This window comes from Kutzneria sp. 744 (assembly GCF_000568255.1).
GTDB lineage: Bacteria > Actinomycetota > Actinomycetes > Mycobacteriales > Pseudonocardiaceae > Kutzneria.
Genome location: NZ_KK037166.1, coordinates 2958588 through 2978452, shown reverse-complemented (window position 1 = coordinate 2978452; position 19865 = coordinate 2958588). Strand labels below are relative to the sequence as shown.

17 protein-coding genes are annotated in these 19865 nt (G+C 70.7%); 7 read left to right on the top strand and 10 right to left on the bottom strand.

The features are described from left to right. Nucleotides 1-30: 30 nt before the first annotated feature. Nucleotides 31-1389, top strand: a complete 1359-nt coding sequence (locus KUTG_RS13190) for a phenylacetate--CoA ligase family protein (protein WP_232240780.1) — start codon at nucleotides 31-33, stop codon at nucleotides 1387-1389. A gap of 5 nt (nucleotides 1390-1394) precedes the next feature. Here KUTG_RS13190 and KUTG_RS56265 read toward each other — a convergent pair whose 3' ends face one another. From KUTG_RS56265 to KUTG_RS13165, 5 genes are read right to left on the bottom strand one after another with little or no spacing between them, the layout of a single operon-like run. Then, on the bottom strand, nucleotides 1395-2645 hold the full coding sequence (locus KUTG_RS56265) for a TetR/AcrR family transcriptional regulator (RefSeq protein ID WP_157494522.1): 1251 nt from the start codon (nucleotides 2643-2645) through the stop codon (nucleotides 1395-1397). Between the two features lie 41 nt (nucleotides 2646-2686). Continuing rightward, entirely contained in the window at nucleotides 2687-3577 is an 891-nt protein-coding gene (locus KUTG_RS13180; RefSeq protein WP_157494521.1) for a catalase, read from the bottom strand. 8 nt (nucleotides 3578-3585) lie between these two features. Then, nucleotides 3586-4371, bottom strand: a complete 786-nt coding sequence (locus KUTG_RS13175) for an alpha/beta fold hydrolase (protein ID WP_043717095.1) — start codon at nucleotides 4369-4371, stop codon at nucleotides 3586-3588. Nucleotides 4372-4400: 29 nt separating this feature from the next. Beyond that, nucleotides 4401-5015, bottom strand: coding sequence for a DUF899 domain-containing protein (locus KUTG_RS13170; protein WP_043717094.1), 615 nt, complete (start codon nucleotides 5013-5015; stop codon nucleotides 4401-4403). Nucleotides 5016-5068: 53 nt separating this feature from the next. After that, complete coding sequence (locus KUTG_RS13165) at nucleotides 5069-6007, bottom strand: Lrp/AsnC family transcriptional regulator (protein ID WP_232240779.1); 939 nt, start codon at nucleotides 6005-6007, stop codon at nucleotides 5069-5071. Between the two features lie 85 nt (nucleotides 6008-6092). On the opposite strand from KUTG_RS13165, the gene KUTG_RS13160 reads away from it, so the two are divergent. Further along, nucleotides 6093-6896, top strand: a complete 804-nt coding sequence (locus tag KUTG_RS13160) for an SAM-dependent methyltransferase (RefSeq protein ID WP_043717091.1) — start codon at nucleotides 6093-6095, stop codon at nucleotides 6894-6896. On the opposite strand, the gene KUTG_RS13155 is transcribed toward KUTG_RS13160, so the two are convergent. The 3 genes from KUTG_RS13155 to KUTG_RS13145 form a co-directional block, all read right to left on the bottom strand. Then, nucleotides 6884-7480 (bottom strand): short chain dehydrogenase, encoded by a 597-nt coding sequence (locus tag KUTG_RS13155; protein ID WP_043717090.1) that lies wholly within the window; start codon nucleotides 7478-7480, stop codon nucleotides 6884-6886. The genes KUTG_RS13160 and KUTG_RS13155 overlap by 13 nt on opposite strands. A gap of 324 nt (nucleotides 7481-7804) precedes the next feature. After that, nucleotides 7805-8659: a transglutaminase-like domain-containing protein gene (locus KUTG_RS13150; RefSeq protein WP_043717089.1), complete on the bottom strand. Its 855-nt coding sequence runs from the start codon at nucleotides 8657-8659 to the stop codon at nucleotides 7805-7807. A gap of 79 nt (nucleotides 8660-8738) precedes the next feature. Next, nucleotides 8739-9722: an aldo/keto reductase gene (locus KUTG_RS13145; protein WP_043717087.1), complete on the bottom strand. Its 984-nt coding sequence runs from the start codon at nucleotides 9720-9722 to the stop codon at nucleotides 8739-8741. A gap of 140 nt (nucleotides 9723-9862) precedes the next feature. On the opposite strand from KUTG_RS13145, the gene KUTG_RS13140 reads away from it, so the two are divergent. Next, nucleotides 9863-11692, top strand: coding sequence for an elongation factor G (locus KUTG_RS13140; protein WP_052394416.1), 1830 nt, complete (start codon nucleotides 9863-9865; stop codon nucleotides 11690-11692). Here KUTG_RS13140 and KUTG_RS13135 read toward each other — a convergent pair. Beyond that, complete coding sequence (locus KUTG_RS13135; RefSeq protein ID WP_043717085.1) at nucleotides 11668-12525, bottom strand: bifunctional helix-turn-helix transcriptional regulator/GNAT family N-acetyltransferase; 858 nt, start codon at nucleotides 12523-12525, stop codon at nucleotides 11668-11670. The genes KUTG_RS13140 and KUTG_RS13135 overlap by 25 nt on opposite strands. Before the next feature lie 222 nt (nucleotides 12526-12747). Between KUTG_RS13135 and KUTG_RS13130 the strand changes: the two genes are divergently transcribed. Genes KUTG_RS13130 through KUTG_RS13115 form a run of 4 tightly spaced genes read left to right on the top strand, consistent with a single transcriptional unit; the run spans nucleotide 12748 to nucleotide 17925 of the window. Continuing rightward, complete coding sequence (locus KUTG_RS13130; RefSeq protein ID WP_255360872.1) at nucleotides 12748-14298, top strand: NAD(P)-binding domain-containing protein; 1551 nt, start codon at nucleotides 12748-12750, stop codon at nucleotides 14296-14298. After that, the gene (locus KUTG_RS13125) at nucleotides 14295-15401 is read left to right on the top strand and encodes an alpha-hydroxy acid oxidase (protein WP_063753516.1); all 1107 of its coding nucleotides are present in this window, start codon (nucleotides 14295-14297) and stop codon (nucleotides 15399-15401) included. The genes KUTG_RS13130 and KUTG_RS13125 overlap by 4 nt, the downstream gene beginning before the upstream one ends. Continuing rightward, nucleotides 15359-16675, top strand: coding sequence for a cytochrome P450 (locus KUTG_RS13120; protein ID WP_052394415.1), 1317 nt, complete (start codon nucleotides 15359-15361; stop codon nucleotides 16673-16675). Before KUTG_RS13125 ends, KUTG_RS13120 begins: the two co-directional genes overlap by 43 nt. Continuing rightward, on the top strand, nucleotides 16672-17925 hold the full coding sequence (locus tag KUTG_RS13115; RefSeq protein WP_043717082.1) for a cation:proton antiporter: 1254 nt from the start codon (nucleotides 16672-16674) through the stop codon (nucleotides 17923-17925). Before KUTG_RS13120 ends, KUTG_RS13115 begins: the two co-directional genes overlap by 4 nt. On the opposite strand, the gene KUTG_RS13110 is transcribed toward KUTG_RS13115, so the two are convergent. Then, a partial coding sequence (locus tag KUTG_RS13110; RefSeq protein ID WP_043717081.1) for an ATP-binding protein occupies nucleotides 17918-19865 on the bottom strand: 1948 nt, incomplete at its 5' end. The genes KUTG_RS13115 and KUTG_RS13110 overlap by 8 nt on opposite strands.

Genomic DNA, 19865 nt, shown 5'->3' with positions numbered 1-19865 from the left:
ATCCTAGTTCCGCCGGGTAGGGTCGGCCGAGTGATTAACGAGCCGATGGGGCTGTTCCACGACGTGGCCGCGACGGTGCCGGCGTACGGCAAGTTCCTGGCCGAGCGCGGGATCGATCCGGCCAAGGTGACCGGATTCGCCGAGCTGCCGCTGCTGGACAAGAACTCCTACCATCGGCGGTATCCGCTGCCGCAGCTGTGCCGTGAGGGCCGGCTGGACGCGCTGGACATGATCGCCGTCTCCTCCGGGTCGAGCGGGGAGCCCACGATCTGGCCCCGGTCGGTCCAGGACGAGGTCCACATCACCGAGCGGTTCGAGCAGATCTTCCGTGACGGCTTCGACGCCGCCGGCAAGTCGACGCTGGCGGTGATCTGCTTCCCGCTGGGCACCTGGGTCGGCGGCCTGTTCACGCTGGCCTGCGTGCGGCACCTGGCGGCCAAGGGCTACCGGATCACCACGGTCGCGCCGGGCAACAACAAGGCCGAGATCCTGCGGGTGATCCCGGAACTGGCCCAGCACTTCGACCAGACGGTCCTGCTGGGCTACCCGCCGTTCGTCAAGGACGTCATCGACTCCGGCGAACACTGGGACCGATACCACGTCAAACTGGTGCTGGCCGGCGAGGTGTTCAGCGAGGAGTGGCGCGACCTGGTGTCGCAGCGGGCGGCCATCGAGGACCCGATCCGTCACGTGGCCTCGCTGTACGGCACGGCCGACGCCGGCGTCCTGGGCAACGAGACGGCGCTTTCCGTCAGCATCAGGCGTTTTCTGGCCGGCCGCCCGGACCTGGCCCGTGAGCTGTTCGGCGACTCCCGGCTGCCGACGCTGGTGCAGTACGACCCGGCCAGCCGGTACTTCGAGACGCACGAGGGCACGCTGCTGTTCAGTGGTGACAACGGAATCCCGCTGATCCGCTACCACATCGCCGACGAGGGCGGCGTCATCGGGCACGCCGAGATGCTGGAGTTCTGCCGTGCCAACGGTTTCGAGCCGCCGAAGGGCGACGACCTGCCGTTCGTCTTCGTGTTCGGGCGGTCCCTGTTCACGGTGTCGTTCTTCGGCGCCAACGTGTATCCGGAGAACGTGACCGTCGGCCTGGAGCAGCCGGGCATCAGCGACTTCGTGACGGGCAAGTTCGTGCTGGAGGCGGTCGAGGACGACCATCGCGACCGACGGCTGCGGATCACCGTCGAGCTGGCGCCGGGCAGGACCGGCGACGTCGATGCGGTGGCTGTCTCGATCCGGGACCAGCTGCTCCGGCTGAACAGCGAGTTCGCCCACTACGTGCCGGCCGAGCGGCAGTTGCCCGAGGTGGAGCTGCGGCCGGCCGGCGACCCCGAGTACTTCCCGGTCGGCGTGAAGCACCGGTACACCCGAACCGGCCGCTGAGCTCCTCAGGCGGGCGAGGCCGCGACGTCCAGATTCCGGGCCGTCGACGCGAGAATGAGGTCGAGCCCGAACCGGAACCGGGTCTCGTACTCGTCGTCGGCCAGGTGCGGCAGCACCAGCGCCAGCGACGGGAACCGCCCGGTGCCGGCCACCTCGTCGGCCAGCGTGCCCGGGGTGCCCTGTTCCTCCTGCGCCAGCCCCAACGTGAAGTAGATGATCGTCCAACACGTCCACGCCGCGGCCGGGGCCGGCAGGCCGCCGTCCAGCAGCGCGGCCACGAGCGTGTCGGCGGCGGCCAGCGTGGCCGGCTCCGCGCCGAAGGTGCTGCCGACCAGCCGGCCGCCGTCCCGATGCGACAACAGCGCCCGGCGATAACGGTGCGCAAGGGCGCTGACCCGTTCGCGCCAGTCCTCCGGCAGGCCGTCCAGGTCGATCTCGGCCAGCACCGCGTCGGCCATCAGGTCGTGCAGCCGGGCCTTGGTCTTCACGTGCCAGGACACGGTGTTCAGCCGCACGCCGATCCGCGCCGCCACCGCCCGCAGCGTCACGGCGTCGAAACCGGACTCGTCCAGCAGCTCCAGCGCGGTCCGCACGATCACGTCCAGCTGCGACGGGGATTCCCGGCCCCGCAACGGCGGCCGCGCGCTGGACCGGCGCATCCGGTCCAGGGCAACCGAATCCCGGTCCCGCTGGACCGGGGCCGGCAGCGTGCTCGGCCGGTCCCGCGCCACCCGCAGGCCGTCCAGCAGGAAACCGACCGCCCGCTGGCGCAGATCGCCCGCCGCCTGCACGGACAGCGCCAGCGGCATCAGGTCGGACGGCTCGAAGTCGGCCCGCAGCTGCCCGGCCTCCTTGGCCCGCAGCACCAGCGCCGCCACGTGCTCGGCGATGCGGTGCTGGGCGGCCTCGACCAGATCCACCAGGCCGGTGCGGGCACAGCCCAGTATCTCCGCGTACGAACCGGTGAGCAGCTCGTGCCAGCCCTTGTCGGCGGCGATGTCCACCGCCATGCGCTCCAGGAACGCGGCCATTCCCGTCCACGGGTCGGTCGCGACGGCGGCGACCCGGGCCAGCTCCTCGGCCTCGGCCACCCGCGCCGCGTACACGCCGTGCACCAGGTCGTCCTTGCTCGCGAACCACCGGTACACCGTGGCCACACCGACGTCGGCCTGCTTGGCGACGTCGGCGAGGGTGGCCGACAGGCCCTGCGACGCGAACACCTCGGCCGCCGCGTCCAGGATGCGGGTCTCGCGCATGGGCCCAGCGTACCGCAGATGGGTCACTCCACAGTGGACGACTAGTGACCAGCCGCCCGGCGGCGGTGTCCCTCCGCGTACGCCCGCTTCCGGTACGCCAGCACGGGATCGTCCGAAAGCTCTATTCCGTCGGTCAACCGGGTCGGATCGAACACGCTCCGGTCCCAGAACTCCTGGTCCGCCACCGGTTTCGAGATCTCCAGCCGGCCGGTGTCGATCTCCGGCCGGTCGGACGGCCAGGCCTGCGTGGGATCGGCGGTCGGGTCCTCCGGCCCGGCGAACTGCACCATGAGGCGGAAGGAGACCGGCATGCGCTCGGTCACCTCGTCCAGCAGGTGACCCGGCCCCCAGTCGGCGGTGTCGGCCGCCGTCAGGTGGCGCAGTCCGGCCTCGGGTTCCCAGCGGTAGCGCACGAACCGGCGCACGCCGTCCGGGCCCACCCAGACGAACGCGTGCTGGGCCCAGAACCGGATGGTGGCGTAGCTTTCCGGCACGGGGATGGTGGCCGCCTCCTGGAAGGCGTTGACGGACTCCGGGTTCGCGGTGATGAACGCGATCACCGCGTCGGCCCGCTCCTGGCTGTCCCGCGGCTTGTCGGTCAGCGCCCGGGTCATGTCCAGGAACTTGGCCGGCGTGGACGCCATGAACACCGGCACGTTGAGCGACACCAGGTCCGTCTCCGGCGACAGGAACTTCACCGACATGCCCCGCACCACCGTGGCGCCGCCGTCCGGCTCGCCCGGATCGCCGGCGGTGTTGGAGTAGCGGACGATCGCCGGCGTCGGCTCGGCCGCCAGGTGCGCGGCCGTGGTGTACGCGGCGGCCGCGCCGGACGGGGTGAACACGGCGTCGTAGCAGCGGCCGAGGGCGTGGGCCCGGCGGAAACCGGGATGCAGCCCGGACATCCGCTCCATCGCGTCGACAACGGTCACGGGGTCGGTCAAGGTAGCGCTCCGAGGATCAGGCCGGCGACCAGCTCGGGCTTCTCGTTGGGCAGGAACCAACTCGTGCCCGGCACGGTCACCACTGTGGTGGTGGCAGAGGCGGTCAGGGTGCGGCGCTCGGCCGCGGTGAGCCCGCCGTCGCCGCGTTCGGCGTGCACGACCCAGGTCGGCACACCGGTGTCACACAGCCGCGAGGCGACGGACCCGTGTCCCCGAAGGTAGCCCAGATACGCCCGGATCAGCCGCCTGATCTGGACCGGACTGTTCTTCCGCACCTCGTTTCCGAGCACGTTTCGCCGCTCCGGCGGCAGTTGTGCGGCACTGAGCGCCACATCCGTGAACCCCAGCATGATCCGGTACGGCAGCGAGCCCAGCACGAGCGCCAGCCGGTCGAGCACGCGCAGCGTCAGCAGCTCGTCGCGGACGGAGAAACTGGGCCCCAGCAGGACGATCGGGCCGGTGAAGCCCTCGGTCGCGGCCATCTCCAGCGCCACGTTGGCGCCCATGCTGTAGCCCAGGACCACCGCGCAGTCGTGCTCGGTGGCCAGCTTCATGGCCTCGTGCGCGCACGCCTCGACGCCCGGATCCTCCGGCGGCGGCGAACCGCCGTGGCCGGGCAGCGTGGCGGCGACCAGTCTGAGGCCGGCCAGTTCGGGCCTGGCCACCACTTCGGCGTAGAACTCGGCGGTGCTCAGCCCGCCCGACAGCAGCAGCACGGAGGCCGCCGCGTCGCGCGGGCCGTGCACCCGAATGTCCCACTCCATGGCGTCCCCCCGGTTCACGCCATGGTAGTTCGTCCAACCGGGACCGGTCAGTACCCGTCGTGGTGACGCAGCCAGCTCATGCTGCTGCCGCGGCCCAGCGGAGTGAGGTCCAGGTAGTTGTCGATGGTGTGGACCATGTCCATCGACTCCCCGAAGCCCGAGTAGGTGTGGTAGATGTCGTCGCCCTCGCGGAGGAAGACGCTGGCCCCACCCTGCTCCGTCTTGTCCACTGTCGCCGAGAAATCATCGTTGAAGTCGCTGTCGTGCGAGGAGTACCACGGCACGGTCCAGCCCATGCGCTCGCGGAACGGCAGGATCTTCTCGATCTGGGCCCGGGACACCAGGGCCAGCGTGGTGTCGCGGACGTGCAGGTGCGACAGGTGGCCGATGTTGTCGACCAGGTAGGAACACCACTTGCAGCCCTGCTGCCAGCTCGGGTCGAACATGAAGTGGTAGACGATGAGCTGGCGACGGCCCTCGAACAGGTCGAGCAGGCTCACCTCGCCGTCGGCGCCCCGGAAGACGTACTTCTTGTCCACGCGGACCACCGGCAGCTGCTGGCGGGCGGTGCGGACGGATTCCTGGACGGCGGCCAGCTCCTGCTCACGGACCTGCAGCTCCTTGAGCGCGGCCTGCCACTGCTCGGGCTCCACAACCTTCATCACGGCTCCTTTTCGGGTCGGTCACCCCTTGGTCGGAGCCGGTTCGCGATTCTCTACACGATCCGGCCGGCGGATTTCACCTGCCGCCCCAGCGGGGCCGTGTCGACCTGGAGCACGCCCGGCAGGCCGCCGATCCGGTCGGCCAGGTAGTCGTAGAGCCCGTCGAGGTCGCGCACGACCAGGAAGGCGAAGATGTTGCTGGCGCCGGTGGTGGCGGCCGCGAAGGCGATCTCCCGGTGACCGGCAAGCGTTTGCGCCACGGTGGTCAGCGCGGCCGGCCGCACAGTCAGCCAGATGATCGCCTGACAGCCGTAGCCGAACAGCGCGGGATCGATGTCCACGTCGAGGTACAGGATCTCGGCCGCCAGCAGCTCGGCCAGGCGCCGGCGGACGGTGGATTCCGACCAGCCGGTCACTGCGGCCAGGCGCGGGTAGGTTGTGCGGCCGTCGATGGCCAGTGCGCCGAGCAGGGCCCAGTCCTGAGTGGTGAGGTCGCCGACGGGGCCCGCTCCGGTGTGGGGTGGGCGGATCGCCTCGATCTGGTCGCTCGTCAGCTCGGAGACCCGGCCGGGCCAGCCGCCGACGCCGGCCAGCTCGCGGAGCATGCAGTGCGCCGTCACGCCGTTGATGCGGGGCGTGCGGGCCAGGCGCTCCAGCAGCAGGTAGTCCTCGCCCGTGCGGATCCGGGTGATGCAGGTGATCTCCGTGCCGCCGGAGAGGATGGCCACCCAGCTGGTGTCGTCGCGGCGGGACAGGGCCGCGGCCACGGTGGCGGCCGCGTCGGGGGCGCATCTGATGCGCACCAGCCAGTCCACGTGGCCGGCTTTGCGGGCGTTGACCACGCCGATCACGCGCAGGCCCGCCGCGCGGAGTTGGTGGTAGCGGTGCGCGATCGTGCGATCGGAGCGGTCCAGCGCCGCGGCGATCCGGCTGAACGAGGCGCGGCCGTCAACGCCGAGCGCGTGCACCAGCTGCCGGTCGAGTGAATCCACCAGAACAGGGTAGTCGTACTTCGGATTCCGTCAGGGATGCCGCTGACAGTGGCTCGTTCGGTCTCGTGACGGCAGGCTCGGGGCCATGAACGAACTCGACCAGGTCGCCCTCACCGGCCGGCTGACCGCGGCGCTGCGTGCGCTGGAGTCCCGGCGCCCCGATCACCTGTTCGTGGATCCCTTCGCCGACCGCCTGGCCGGCGACGTCGGCCGCCGACTGATGGTGGAGTTCGGCGAGAACTCCACCATCGCCGTGCGGACGAGGTTCCTCGACGACCGGCTCACTGCGCTGCGTCCCGAGCAGTTGGTGATCGTCGCCGCCGGCATGGACTCCCGGGCCTATCGGCTCGACGTGCTGCGGGACGCCGTCGTGTACGAGCTGGATCGACCGGAGGTGTTGCGGCTCAAGGATGAGCTCATCGCCGCGCCGCCTCTGGGCGAGCGCCACGGCGTCGGCGTCGACCTGGCCGCCTCGTGGGCGCCCGCCCTTCTGGACGCCGGGTTCGACGCGTCACGGCCGACGGTATGGACCGTGGAGGGGCTGGTCCAGTACCTGACCGCCGAGGACGTCCGCCGGCTGATCGACGGCATCACCGAGCTGTCGGCGCCCGGCAGCCGGTTGCTCATCGACTTCGTCGGTCAGTCCCTTCTGGACAGTGCGCCGATGCGGCCCATGCTGGAGCGGTTCGCCGGCCTGGGCATGACCTGGCGGTTCGGCACCGACGAGCCCGAGTCGCTGCTCGACGGCTGGTCGTGTGAGACGTCCCTGTTCGACGCCGTCGGCAGTTCGTACGAGCGGTGGGGATACCCCGAGGTTCCCCGGGGCACCCCCGGCGTCGGCCACGGCTACCTGGTGCAGGCGTCCCGTGTGGACGGTCAGAGCGCGTAGACCTGGCCCGTCTGCGGGCCTTCGACCGATCGGACGTAGGCCTGGGCCACGTCGGCCAGCGACACCGAGCCCATGCCCGGGAAGAACTCGCCGTAGCCGTCCAGCGCCTCGGTGAACACGTTCGGGCTCACCGCGTTGATCCGCCGCGGCGCGATCTCGATCGCCGCCGCCCGGACGAACGCCTCCAGCGCGCCGTTGGCCAGCGACGCCGCCGCCCCCGTGCGGATCGGCTCGCGGGCCAGGATGCCCGTGATCAGCGTGAACGATCCGCGCGGGGCCACGTGGCCCAGGCCCTCGCGCACCAGGTTCACCTGGGCCAGCGCCTTACCCGTCAGCGCCGCCTGGTAGTCCTCCAGCGTCAGCTCTTCGATCGGCTTGAACGGCGTCGTGCCCGCCGTGAACGCCACCGCGTCCACCTGGCCCACCTGGCCGTACATGTCCGCGACCTGCGCCGGATCCGTGATGTCGTACCGGAGGTCGCCGCCGCTGCGGGCCACCGTCACCACCTCGTGCTTGCGTGCCGCCAGTTCCTCGTGCACCGCCGTGCCCAGCTTGCCCGTCGCACCCACCAGCAGAATCCTCATAGCCCCACGGTAGATGCTCGGCCGGCGGTGAGGCGTCTGCGAGGCCCGCGCCACAGCTCCGAAGACGCACGCTGCATCACCCGTGCGAACGGGTCCGTCGGTTCGAACGTGACGACCTGCGCGCGGGGGCGGATCGCCTTGAAGTGGCCGAACTCCCCGCCCTCCACTTCGACATCCCGGTGGGGCCGGGTTGAGCTGGATCAACGACAAGATCTCGTCGATGAAGTACTGCTGAGCGAGCCGATGCCGCCACGCGGCTCGTCGGTTCGGCGCCGGCATCACCCTGTGTCGGTGTCGAACAGCTGTCGCGGGCACACCGTCCGATCAGGACCGCAGGGAGACCTCGGCCAGGGTGTGGGTGGTCGGGCTGAGGGACTGGATCACCGGGGGAACACGCAGGTCGTCGTCGGCGAAGGCGGCCTGGAGGGCGGACGGGGCGAGGGCCGCGAGCTCGTCGGCGCGGGAGGCGTCGGACGGGCTGACGGTCGGGTCGAGGTTCATGCCGCCCCAGATGTCCCACAGCAGCATCTCGTGCTGGTTGAGGGCGGCGATGTCGAGGGCCAGGTTGTGGCGGGCGTAGGGGAGACCGCGCAGGAAGGGCTCGACCAGGTCGGGGGCGACGACGACGCGGGAAGGATCCAGGACCCCGGAGCGCAGCGCGCGCCAGGCGTCGGGGGCGACGAGGAAACGGTCGCGGGGGACGTCGAGGACGTCGACGGGCAGGGCGTTGTCGGCGGGGAACTGGGGGTCGACCAGCCGCCACCGAGAACCGTCCCAGACCTCGGCGACGACGTGGTCGAGGTGCCAGTCCGCCAGCAGGTAGTCGGCGAAGCCGACCCGGGTGCGGGCGGGGATGCGGTGGTGGCGAAGGAGGGTGACGTACAGCAGGGTGAAGTCGCGGCAACAGCCGAGAATGCGGTCGGTGGGGCGGCGAGGGGCGCCCGAAAGGGTGGGATCGAGCTCCCGGAGGCGACCGAGCATCGCCTCGGCGTAGCGGAGGTCGACCTCGGCCAGGCGGGACGGCTCGAAGCCATGGGCCGTGGGATCGCCGCCGGCCCAGTGGTGGAACACCAGGCCGGAGGCGATGTCCCGCAGCGCGGCGATGTCGGCGGGCGTGTCGTCCAGCCAGTCGCCATGCCGGCCGGGATCGGAGAATCGGCTCTGCGTCGCGAAGTTCACGGTCCCAGGTCTACGCCCTCACACGGTGTCAGAGTCAAGGGGTGACGGCCGACAAGGAAGGCCCTGTTCTGAGTCGTCCTCACCAGCGGTCGTGCACCTGGGGCCGGATGCGGCGGTCGTAGAGCTCGGCGATGGCCTTGAGGGTGTCGGCGTCCAGCTCGGGAACCGAGGCCGCGGCGGCGTTGGCCTCGGCCTGGGCGACGTTGCGCGCGCCGGGGATGACGGTGGTGACGCCGGGCTGCTGGATGATCCAGCGCAGGGCGGCCTGGGCCGGGGTGGTGCCGGCGGGGACGAGGGCGGAGAACTCCACGGCGGCCTCGACGCCGGTGTCGTAGTCGACGCCCGAGAAGGTCTCGCCGACGTCGAAGGACTCGCCGCGGCGGTTGTAGTTGCGGTGGTCGTCGGCAGCGAAGACGGAGTCGTGGGTGTAGCGGCCGGACAGCAGGCCCGAGGCGAGTGGGACGCGGGCGATGATGCCCACGCCGGCGTCGAGAGCGGCCGGCAGGACCCGCTCCAGGGGCTTGAGGCGGAAGGCGTTGAGAATGATCTGCACGCTGGCGACATGCTCGCGGGCGATGGCGGCGAGGGCCTCGTCGACAGTTTCGACGCTCACGCCGTAAGAAGCGATCCGGCCCTCCTCGACCATCGTGTCCAGTGCGTCGAACACGCGATCGGTGGAGTAGGTGACGGTGGGCGGGCAGTGCAGCTGGACCAGGTCCAGGGTGTCCACGCCCAGGTTGGCCCGCGAGCGGTCGTTCCACGCGCGGAAGTTGTCCAGGTTGTAGCGCTCGACCTCCTGCGCCTGCCGACGCCCCATCTTGGTCGCCACGACCACGCCGGAGTCGGGATTCTCCCGCAGGAAGCGGCCGATGAGCTGCTCGCTGCGCCCGTCGCCGTACACGTCGGCGGTGTCGAAGAAGGTGACGCCGGCCTCGACGGAAGCGGCCAGCACGGCCAGCGCGTCGCCCTCGTCGACCGAACCCCAGTCGGCGCCGAGCTGCCACGTGCCCAGCCCGACGACGGACACCTGACGACCGGTGCGGCCCAAAACCCGTTGCTCCATGCGGCCAGCCTACAAAATCGGATGCGATCGAACACATCGGCTGTTAGCGTCCGGACTCCGCTACCTGGGAGGTTCCGTGCGCCGAGTGACGACAGGCCCCATCCGCCGTCGCCCACTCGCACCCAAGGACGCCTTCTCGCATGCGGATGCTCAATCTCGGTGTCGTCGCGCACGTCGACGCCGGTAAGACCAGCCTCACCGAACGACTTCTGTTCGACTCGGGCGCCATCGAGCGCCTCGGCTCCGTCGACGACGGGGACACCACCACCGACGGCATGGACCTGGAGCGCCGCCGGGGGATCACGATCCGCTCGGCCGTCGCCGCCTTCACCCTGGCCGACCGCCGCGTGCACCTCATCGACACGCCCGGCCACACGGACTTCGTGGCCGAGGTGGAACGCGCGCTGGGCGTGCTGGACGGCGCGATCCTGGTGCTGTCGGCGGTGGAGGGTGTGCAGGCCCACACCCGGGTGCTCATGCGCACCCTGAAATCGGCCGGCGTGCCCACGATCCTGTTCGTGAACAAGATCGACCGGGTCGGCGCTCGGCACAGGGACCTGCTCCAGGACATCCGGCGAAAGCTCACTCCCGGCGCGATTGCCCTGAACCGCCCGGTGGATCTCGGCACGAAGTCGGCGGACGTCGTCGACCTCGATCCCGACCTGGAGCTGGCCGAGGTGCTGGCCGAGCACAGCGACGCCGCTTTGGAGTCCTATGTGGACGGCATCGACCCGGCGCTGCTGCGCCGCGAACTCCAGGCGCAAGCCCGGCGGGGACTCGTGCATCCGGTGCTGTTCGGCTCGGCGGTCACCGGAGTCGGTATTGCGGCCCTGCGCAAGGCGATCGTGGACCTGTTGCCGTCCGTCGATCCGGACACCAGCGGCGAGTTGGACGGCGTGGTGTTCGCGGTGGAACACGACAAGGGCCGGTCCGCGGTGGCCCGGCTGTTCACGGGCTCTCTGGCCACGCGTGACCGGGTCACCTTCGCCCGCCGCGACCGATCCGGCGTTCTGGTCACGGAATCCGGTGTCGCCACGGGCGTGAGGGACGTCGACGGTGAGCAGGCGCGGATCCCGGCCGGCGGGATCGCCCGCATCACGGGACTTCCGGGCCTGCGGGTCGGCGACCGGCTCGGCGTGCACGCGGCCGACGGCCGGCACCGATTCCGCCTGCCGACCATGGAAACCGTGGTGACGGCCGAATCCCCGGCCCGGCTGTTCGACGGCCTGAGCCGGCTGGCCGACCAGGATCCGCTGATCGACGTGCGACGCGGCCCCCGCCACGGCAGCCTCGTCGTCTCCCTCTACGGCGAGGTGCAGCGCGAGGTGATCGCGGCCCGACTGGCCGAGGAATTCGATGTCACAGCGGAGTTCTCTCCGCCACGGGTGGCCTGCGTCGAGCGTGTCGCCGGCACGGGACACGGGCTGATCAGCATGGGGGAGACGGTGCACTGGGCGACGATCGGGCTGCGGGTCGAGCCCGGCGAAGCCGCCGCTTTCCGACTGGAGGCCGAGCGTGGATCACTGCCGGCGGCGTTCCTCACCGCCATCGAGGACACGGTCAACGCGACGCTCCAAGAAGGTCTGCACGGCTGGCCGATCCAGGACTGCGTGGTCACGTTGACCCACACGGGATATTGCAGCCCGGTCAGCGTGGCGGCGGACTTCCGCGACCTCACTCCGCTGGTGCTGACCAAGGCGTTGCGGCAAGCGGGAACCGTGGTGTGCGAGCCGCTGGAGGAGATCGAGCTGGAGGTTCCCGAGGAGTCGCTGACCATGGTGCTGTCCACCCTGACCAAGCACGACGGCCTGCCGCGGACGCCTTTGCTGGGCAACGGAACGGCGGTGATCGAGGCGGTGCTGCCCACGGCCCGGCTACGGGAGTTCCAACGCCTGCTGCCCGGGCTGACCGGCGGCGAAGGCGTGCTGACCGCGCACTTCGGCGGCTACAAAGCCTTGTGGAACCAGTGATGGGCGTGCGGCTCGGCGTTGAACGGCGGCACCTCCTCGAACCCGGCCGACCGGTACAGCGCGATGGCCCCGGTCAGCGACCGGTTCGTGTCCAGCCGCATCGCCGAAGCACCTCGTTGCCGCGCAAGGGCTTCCGCCTCGGCGAGTAGCCGCCGGCCGAGGCCGAGCCCACGGGCGGAGGAGTCCACCCACATGCGCTTCAACTCCCACACACCAGGCTCCGGCTCGTACAAGGCAACGCAGCCAACGGTTGCCTCACCGAGCCGGGCCAGCAGCACGACCTCGATCGCCGGCTGGAGGACGGCGTCCGGCGAGAAGCCGTCCTCGAACAACACGGCAAGGTCGGCGAAGTAGGCCTGGAAGCAGGGCAGCACGTCGGGATGGCCGGGGTCGACGGCCTCGACCTCGACCATCCCGACGCGTAGCAACTGCGACACTTCGGCCATCGCGGCCACGAGGCGTTCCCGCTGGCGCGGAGACAGCGGGGCCAGGACAGCCTCGGCGACGCCGTCGCTGCGGCGGTCCAGGGCGCGCCGCTCGCGCTTGCCGGCGGTGGTCAGGCGGGCCACTCGCACCCGGCGGTCGGCGGCGTCGGCCTGCACGGTCACGAGACCGTCGGCCTCCAACGAGCGCAGCAGCCGGCTCAGGTAGCCGGAGTCCAGACCCAGCGTCGCGCGCAGCGTCCGGAGGTCACGGCCGTCACCGATCTCCCACAGCAGCCGCGCTTCGCCCAGCGGTCGCGCGCCACCGAGGTAGTGCTCGTTGAGCGCGCCGAACCGCTGTGTGACCGTGCGGCTGAACCGCCGGACCGTCGCCACCACACCTGCGTCCATTTCTCTGACTCTAGTCAGGCAGTACCGGGCATGCCGGTCAACGTTGGAAAATCGGCCCGCCATGTCCCAACATGTGAACACCTGTCAACCGTGAAACCGGTTTGCCACCGGGGAATTGGGCCAACTTCCGGACACGGCGGCCGTTTCTCTGATCTTTTTTTGAACAACGGGGGTCAGGCTGCGCGGGCTGGCCGCCGCCCGAGTCCCTGTGGAGGCACGACCGTGTCCGACGAGATCCTCGACTACCTGGTCATCGGCGCCGGGCCCGCGGGCCTGCAGATGGGCCGCCACCTCAAGGAAGCCGGCCGGGCGTACCTGATCGTCGAGGCCGGGCCGGGCGCGGGCACCTCGTTCACGGTTTTTCCCCGCCACCGCACGCTGATCTCCAGCAACAAGCCCCACACCGGCTCCGACGACCCGGAGTTCAACCTGCGGATGGACTGGAACTCGGTGCTGTCCGACGATCCGGACCTGCTGTTCACCAGGTACACCGACGAGTACTTCCCGCCGGCCCGCGAGTACGTGCGCTACCTGGAGGACTTCGCCAAGGCCTCGGAGCTGCGCATCGCCTACGGCACGCGGATCACCAGCGTGGACCGGGACGGGGACTTCGTCGCCACCGACGAGCACGGCGTCACCTACCGGGCCCGCCGGGTCGTGTCGGCCACCGGCGTCGCGCAGCGGCCCAACGTGCCGCCCATCGAGGGCATCGAGCTGGCCGAGCAGTACGCCACGGTGTCGGTGGACCGGCGTGACTTCGTCAACCAGCGGGTGCTGATCATCGGCGCCGGCAACTCCGCGTTCGAGACCGCGGAGAACCTGATCCCGACGGCCGCGGTGATCCACGTGGCCGCCCGCACCGGCGTCAAGCTGGCCTGGAAGACGCACTACGTCGGCCATCTGCGGGCTGTCAACAACAACTTCCTCGACACCTACCAGCTCAAGTCGCAGAACGCCATCCTCGACGGCGCCGTGCTGAAGATCGAGCGCGACGGCCAGGGCTACCGAGTGGCGTTCAGCTTCGTGCGGGCCGACGAGATCGTGAAGGAGATCTACTACGACCGGGTGATCTGCGCGACCGGCTTCCGCTTCGACGCCGAGCCGTACATCGGCGGGGCCGCGCCGAAGATGGTCATCGACGACCGCTTCCCCGAGCAGACCAGCGAGTTCGAGTCGAGCTCGGTGCCGGGCCTGCACTTCGCCGGCACGATCACCCAGCAGCGCGACTTCAAGCACGGCACCAGCGGCTTCATCCACGGCTTCCGCTACGGAGTCCGCGCGCTGCACCGGATCCTGGAGCGCAAGTACCACGGCGTGGAGTGGCCCGGCACCGAGCACGCCGGCACGCCGGAGGCGATCACCGCGGCGATCCTGGCTCGCGTGAACCGCTCTTCCGCGCTGTGGCAGCAGTTCGACGTGATCGGCGACGTGGTGGTGGCCGACGGCGACACCGCCCGCTACTACGAGGAGCTGCCGGTCGGCTTCGTGCACGACCAGAACTTCGGGCAGGGCAAGGACACCTTCGTCGTCACCCTGGAGTACGGGCCGGACCACGACAAGGTCGACCCTTTCGACATCACGGTCAAGCGCACCAGGCAGAACGACGCCGGGGCCGCTTTCGACGCCGCCTACCTGCACCCGGTGATCCGGCACTGGCGCGGCGGCGAGCAGCTCGGCGAGCACCATGTGGCCGAGAACCTGGAGAACGAGTGGGACAAGCCGGCGGCTCACGTGGAGCCGTTGGTCAAGTTCTTGGCGGCACAGCTAACATGAGCGCGGCCGACTTCGAGGCCCTTGCCCGGCAACGGCTTCCGGACGCGCACTACGACTTCTTCGCCGGCGGGGCCGGCGAGGAGTCGACGCTGCGGTCGAACACCGCCGCGTACTCGGAGCTGGAACTGCTGCCACGGGTGCTGCGGGCGGTGGGCGAGCCGGATCCGACGACGATGCTGCTCGGCATGCGCAGTCGGCTGCCGATCGTGTTGTCGCCCACGGCTTTCCACCGGCTCGCCCACGTCGACGGCGAGGTGGCGACGGCTCGCGCCGCCGCCTCCTGCGGTGTCGTGATGATCGTCTCCATGGCGGCGACCACGGCCGTGGAACGCATCGCCCGGGCCGGGGCGACGCTGTGGTTCCAGCTGTACATGCAGTCCGACCTGGCCTTCACCGAGCACCTGGTGAAGCGGGCGGAGTCGGCCGGCTGCCGGGCGCTGGTGGTCACCGCCGACTCGCCGGCCTTCGGCATCCGGGATCGGGACCGCCGCAACGGTTTCCACGACCTGCCCGAGGGCCTGCGCTGCGAGAACATGGTCGACGACAGCGGGACCGCCCGGTCGATCGAGATGTTCGCGGGCCTGTCGTGGGAGCATATCGCCTGGCTGCGGCAGCTCACGTCGTTGCCGTTGGTGCTCAAGGGAGTCCTGCATCCGGCCGACGCCGCGCTGGCCGTCGAGCACCGGGTGGACGCGATCATGGTTTCCAACCATGGCGGCCGCCAGCTGGACACCGTGCCGGCGACGATCGACGTGCTGCCGGAGATCGCCGCCGCCGTGCGGGGGCGGGTGCCGTTGATCGTGGACGGCGGCGTGCGGCGGGGCATCGACGTGGTGAAAGCGCTTGCCCTCGGCGCGGACGCCGTCGGCATCGGCCGGCCCGCGGTCTGGGGACTGGCCGCCGGCGGCGCCGACGGGGTGCGGGCCGTGCTGGACGAGTTCCGGGAGGAGCTGACCACGGCGATGGCCCTGCTCGGCGCCAAGACCCTCCCCGAGCTCGACGCCAACCTGGTCCGCCGTAGCCCGCGTGTCCCGCGCTCGGGCAGTCATGAACTCAACACATGGCTGCCCCGGAGCGGGACTCGCGAGGGGTGGAGGCGGTGATCACCGCCAAGGTCGTCGCGTTGCGGGAGCGGATCTTCGCCCGGGTGAACGGGGAAGAGGGCATTCCGGTGCCGAGCGAGCGGTTCGACGCGGCGGCCTTCCGTGAGCTCTACGCCAGCCCGGCCGCCCATGGCCGCAGCGAGGGCGCGGGCCTGTCGGACCTGTTCTGGTACTGGCTGGCGCCGGGACCGCAGGTGCACCAGGAACACCTGGAGGCCGGTCCCCGCTACGACCAGGCCGCGCGCACCTCCCGTCACGTGCTGGCCGTGCCGAAGCCGCAGATCGAGGAGCTCTCCCGGCGCTGCGCGGCCAGAGTGCTGGACGAGTTGCCCCGCAAGGAGATGACCGAAGTCCGGCTGCGTGACCTGATGATGCCGATCTGGGCCGAGGTCTACTACGAGCTGGTGTTCCAGGAGTCGTGCCCACGACACGCTCGCAACCTGATCGTGGCCAACGCCGACGACGTCGTCACCTCGCTGAAGGCGACCGGCCTGCGGCACATGCGCACCCGCGACCGGCTCACCGACTACCTGCGGCGGCGCATCGACGACGTGCCGGTCGAGCTGCCGGAACTGTTCACCCGGGACGAGAAGGCCTGGTATCTGCAGGGCGCGTTCTTCAACACGGCCGTGGTGCAGATGTCCGAGGCCATGACCCACCTGCTGCTCGCGGTGGCGCAGCACGAGAAGGTGCAGGACCGGCTGGTCCGCGAGCCCGCGGACGACGACTACCTGGACCGGGTGATCAACGAGGCGCTGCGGGCGTTTCCGCTGTTCGGCATCGCGCACCGGATCACCACCGAGGACATCCGGGTCAGCGGCACGACGGTCCACAGTGGATCTGTGCTGCTGTTCAACTACGCGGCCTACCAGAACAGCGGCTTCGAACGCCCCGAGCAGTTCGACCCGGACCGCTGGGAACACCTGTCGCCCAAGGACACCACCTTCATCCCGTTCGGCGTCACCGCCAACCGGGCCTGCCCGGCCCGCGGGGTCGCGCCGGTGAGCATGCGGGCGGTGGCGCGGGAAGTGCTGCGGCGCTTCGCCTTGGCGTCCTCGGTGAGTCACACCAGGTCGATCCCGCACCGCGGGCCGTGCCTGCTGGTCGACCGGAAAACCGAGACTTCGCTGCGGGAACCGTTGGCGCGCATGCGTCGGCGGGACCGTCGCGAGGACATCACCAGAAGTCTCACGCAGTTGGTGCTCGGCACGTACATGGTCTGGGACGCTCGTCGCCGGCGCATGTGCGGGAACTACTTCGAGGGGGGAGCATGAGCGAGTTCGCGTCGAAATTCTTCATCGCGGTCGTGGTCATACTGTTGTTCTGCCGGCTGGTTTCCTACCTGATGGGCAAGGTGGGCCAGCCCGCGGTGGTCGGCGAGATGATCGCCGGCGTGCTGCTGGGGCCGTCGCTGCTCGGCCTGATCAGCCCGGGCACGGAGGAATTCCTGTTCCCGGAGGCGCTGCGGCCGGTGCTCAACGTGGCCGGCCAGATCGGCCTGGTCGGCCTGATGTACCAGGCGGGCCACGAGTTCATGACCAACCGGCCGCCCAAGGCGGGCCGCACCGCCACGGTCGTGTCGATCGCCGGCATCGTCGGGCCGCTGGCCCTCGGCGTGGGCATCACCTTCGCCGCCAACGGCAGCGTGAACATCTTCAAGCCCGGCGTGCCCCCGTTCGTGGCGGCACTGTTCGTCGGCGTGGCGCTGGCCATCACCGCCTTCCCGATGCTGGCCCGGATCATCACCGAGCGCGGCATCTCGGCCACCCGGCACGGCTCCATCGCGCTGGCCTGCGGCGCGATCGACGACGTGGTGGCCTGGATCCTGCTGGCCCTCGTGCTGGCGCTGTCCTCGGGGCGGGCCGAGCCGCTGCTGGTGGCGGTGATCGGCGTGGTGATCTTCGGCGTGCTGATGGCCACCGTGGTGCGACGGCTGCTGGCCTGGGCCCTGGGCACACCCAAGCTGTCGAACGAGGTTCGGCTGATGGTCACCGTCGCGGTGCTGTTCGCCGGGGCCTGGTTCACCGGCGAGATCGGCCTGTACGCGGTGTTCGGGGCGTTCTGCGTCGGCATGGCCATGCCGCGCACCGAGACGTCCGAGAAGGTCGTGGAGACCATCGGTCCGGTGATCCGGATCGTGTTCGTGCCGCTGTTCTTCACCTACTCCGGCCTGAACACCAAGTTCGGTCTGTTCACCGACCCGGCCCTGCTGATCTTCGCCGCGGTCTGCGTGGTGGTGGCGATCGGCGGCAAGTTCGGCGGCTGCTGGGCCGCGGCCCGGGCGCTGGGCGAGCCGGGGCCGGTGGCCAGCCGGATCGGCGCGCTGATGAACGCCCGCGGCCTGATGCAGCTGATCGCGCTGAACGTGGGCCTGTCGGCCGGCATCGTCAACTCGGAGCTGTTCACCGTGCTGGTGCTGGTCGCGCTGATCACCACCACCATGACCACCTGGGTGCTGAGCTGGCTCGACCGCGCCGATCTGCGCAGAGGAGTGCCGCTGGCCGAACCGGCGGCGGTCAGCTGAGATCGGTCAGCTTGCCCTTGATCCGCTCGGCGAACTCGCGCTGGTGGGTGGTGGCGAACAGCACGACCGCCTCCCGCCAGCACTCGGCCGCGGCGTCGATGTCCCCGAACGCCAGCAGGATGTCGCCGCTGCGGTCCAGCGTGTCGGCCAGGTGATAGTGGTTGCCGCTCGTCGTGTACAGCCCGCGGCAGGTCGCGAACAGCGCGAGCGCCTCGGCCGGTCGGCCGCTCTGGTCCAGGCTGATGGCGATGTTGGACAGCGTGATCGCCTCGCTGTCCACGTCGCCGTGCTCACGGAAGACCGTGACCGCCTGCTCCAGCAGCGCCCGGCCGGCCTCGTTCTCGCGCAGCCGGACCAGGGTCTCGCCCACCTGGCTGCGGGCCTGGGCCGTGAGCACCGGCTGGCCGAGCGGCTCCAGCAGGGCGAGGGCCTGCCGGGCGTGGGGCAGCGCCTCCGCGTAGCGCCGGCCCGTGGAGTACGCGTTGGCCGTGGCGCTGTGCACGATCGCCCGTTCGAGCGCGAGATCGGTGTCGGCCAACAGGTCCAGCGCCCGTTGCAGGTGACCGATGCCCTCGTCGATCTGGTGGAACTGCACGCAGGCGCGGCCCAACCCGCGCGAGGCGTGGGCGCGGACGGCGGTGTCGTCGATGTGTTCCGCGGCGGCCAGCGCGAGCCGCCACCCGTCGAAGTCGTCGTCCAGGTAGCCCTGCCGCCAACGCAGCGGCGCCAGGAACCAGGCCAGCTGCCACACGACGGCATACTGGCCGCGCCGCATCGCCAGTCGCGCGGTGCCGGCCAGGCACGCGTGCTCGGCGTGGAACCACGCCCACGCAGCATCGTCGTCCGGCGGCGCGTAGGCGATCGGTCCCTCTGGCACGGGCGCGAGCACCGGCAGCGCGCGGTGCGGGAACAGCGCGCGCTCCACCGCGTAGGCGCCGTGCGTGTAGTAGCCGATCAGGCGGTCCAGCGCCGCGTCGCGGTCGCTCTTGGCCTGCTCGGCGGCGTGCAGTCGCACCAGGTCGTGCATGCGGTAGCGGCCCGGCGAGTTCTGCTGTACCAGCGACACCCGTTCCAGCGCGCGGAGTGCACGGCTGGCGTCGGCCCCGATCAGCGCGTCGGCCGCCTGCGCGCTGATGTCCGGCCCCGGCGCGAGCCCGAGCAGCGCGAACAGCTGCGCCTCCGGCGGCTTGAGGGCGTCGGTCGACCACGACAGCACGGCACGCACGCTGGCCAGTGGGTCGTCTTCGTCCAAGGCGTTGAGCCGGGCCTCACGCAGCTCGGCGGCCAGCGCCGCGAGCGGGAACGCGGGGTACGCCTGCGCGCGGCCGGCGACGATGCTCAGCGCCAGCGGCATGCCGGCGCAGCTGTCCACCAGTTCGGTCACGGCGTCACGCTCGGCGGCCACGCGGTCCGCGCCGATGCGCGCGGCCAGCAGTGCTCGGGCATCCCGCGGCGGCAGCGTGTCCACGGTGAGGCGGCGCGCGCCGTGCGAGGCGACGAGGCCCGTGAGCTGATCCCGGCTGGTCACGATGACCGTGCTGGTCGAGCCGGGAAGCAGCGGCACCACCTGCGCGGAATCGGCGGCGTTGTCCAGCAGCACCAGCATGCGGCGGCCGGCCAGCAGGCTCCGGTACAGCGCCGCCTGCGACTCCACCTCGCTCGGCACGGCCGTGGACGACACGCCGAGGCCCTCCAGGAACCCGCGCAGTGCCCGTTCCGGGCTCACGGGCTGTCCAGACGGGTCGAAGCCCCGCAGGTTGACGTACAGCTGCCCGTCGGGGAAGCGGTGGGCGTCGCGGTGCGCCCAGTGCAGCGCCAGCCAGGTCTTGCCGATGCCGCCCGCGCCGGACACGACCACCACCGCGCCGGCCTCGTCCAGCCGCGCCAGCTCCGTCGTGCGGCCCACGAAGGCGCGCGGCGGGCTCAGCAGCTGCTGCGGC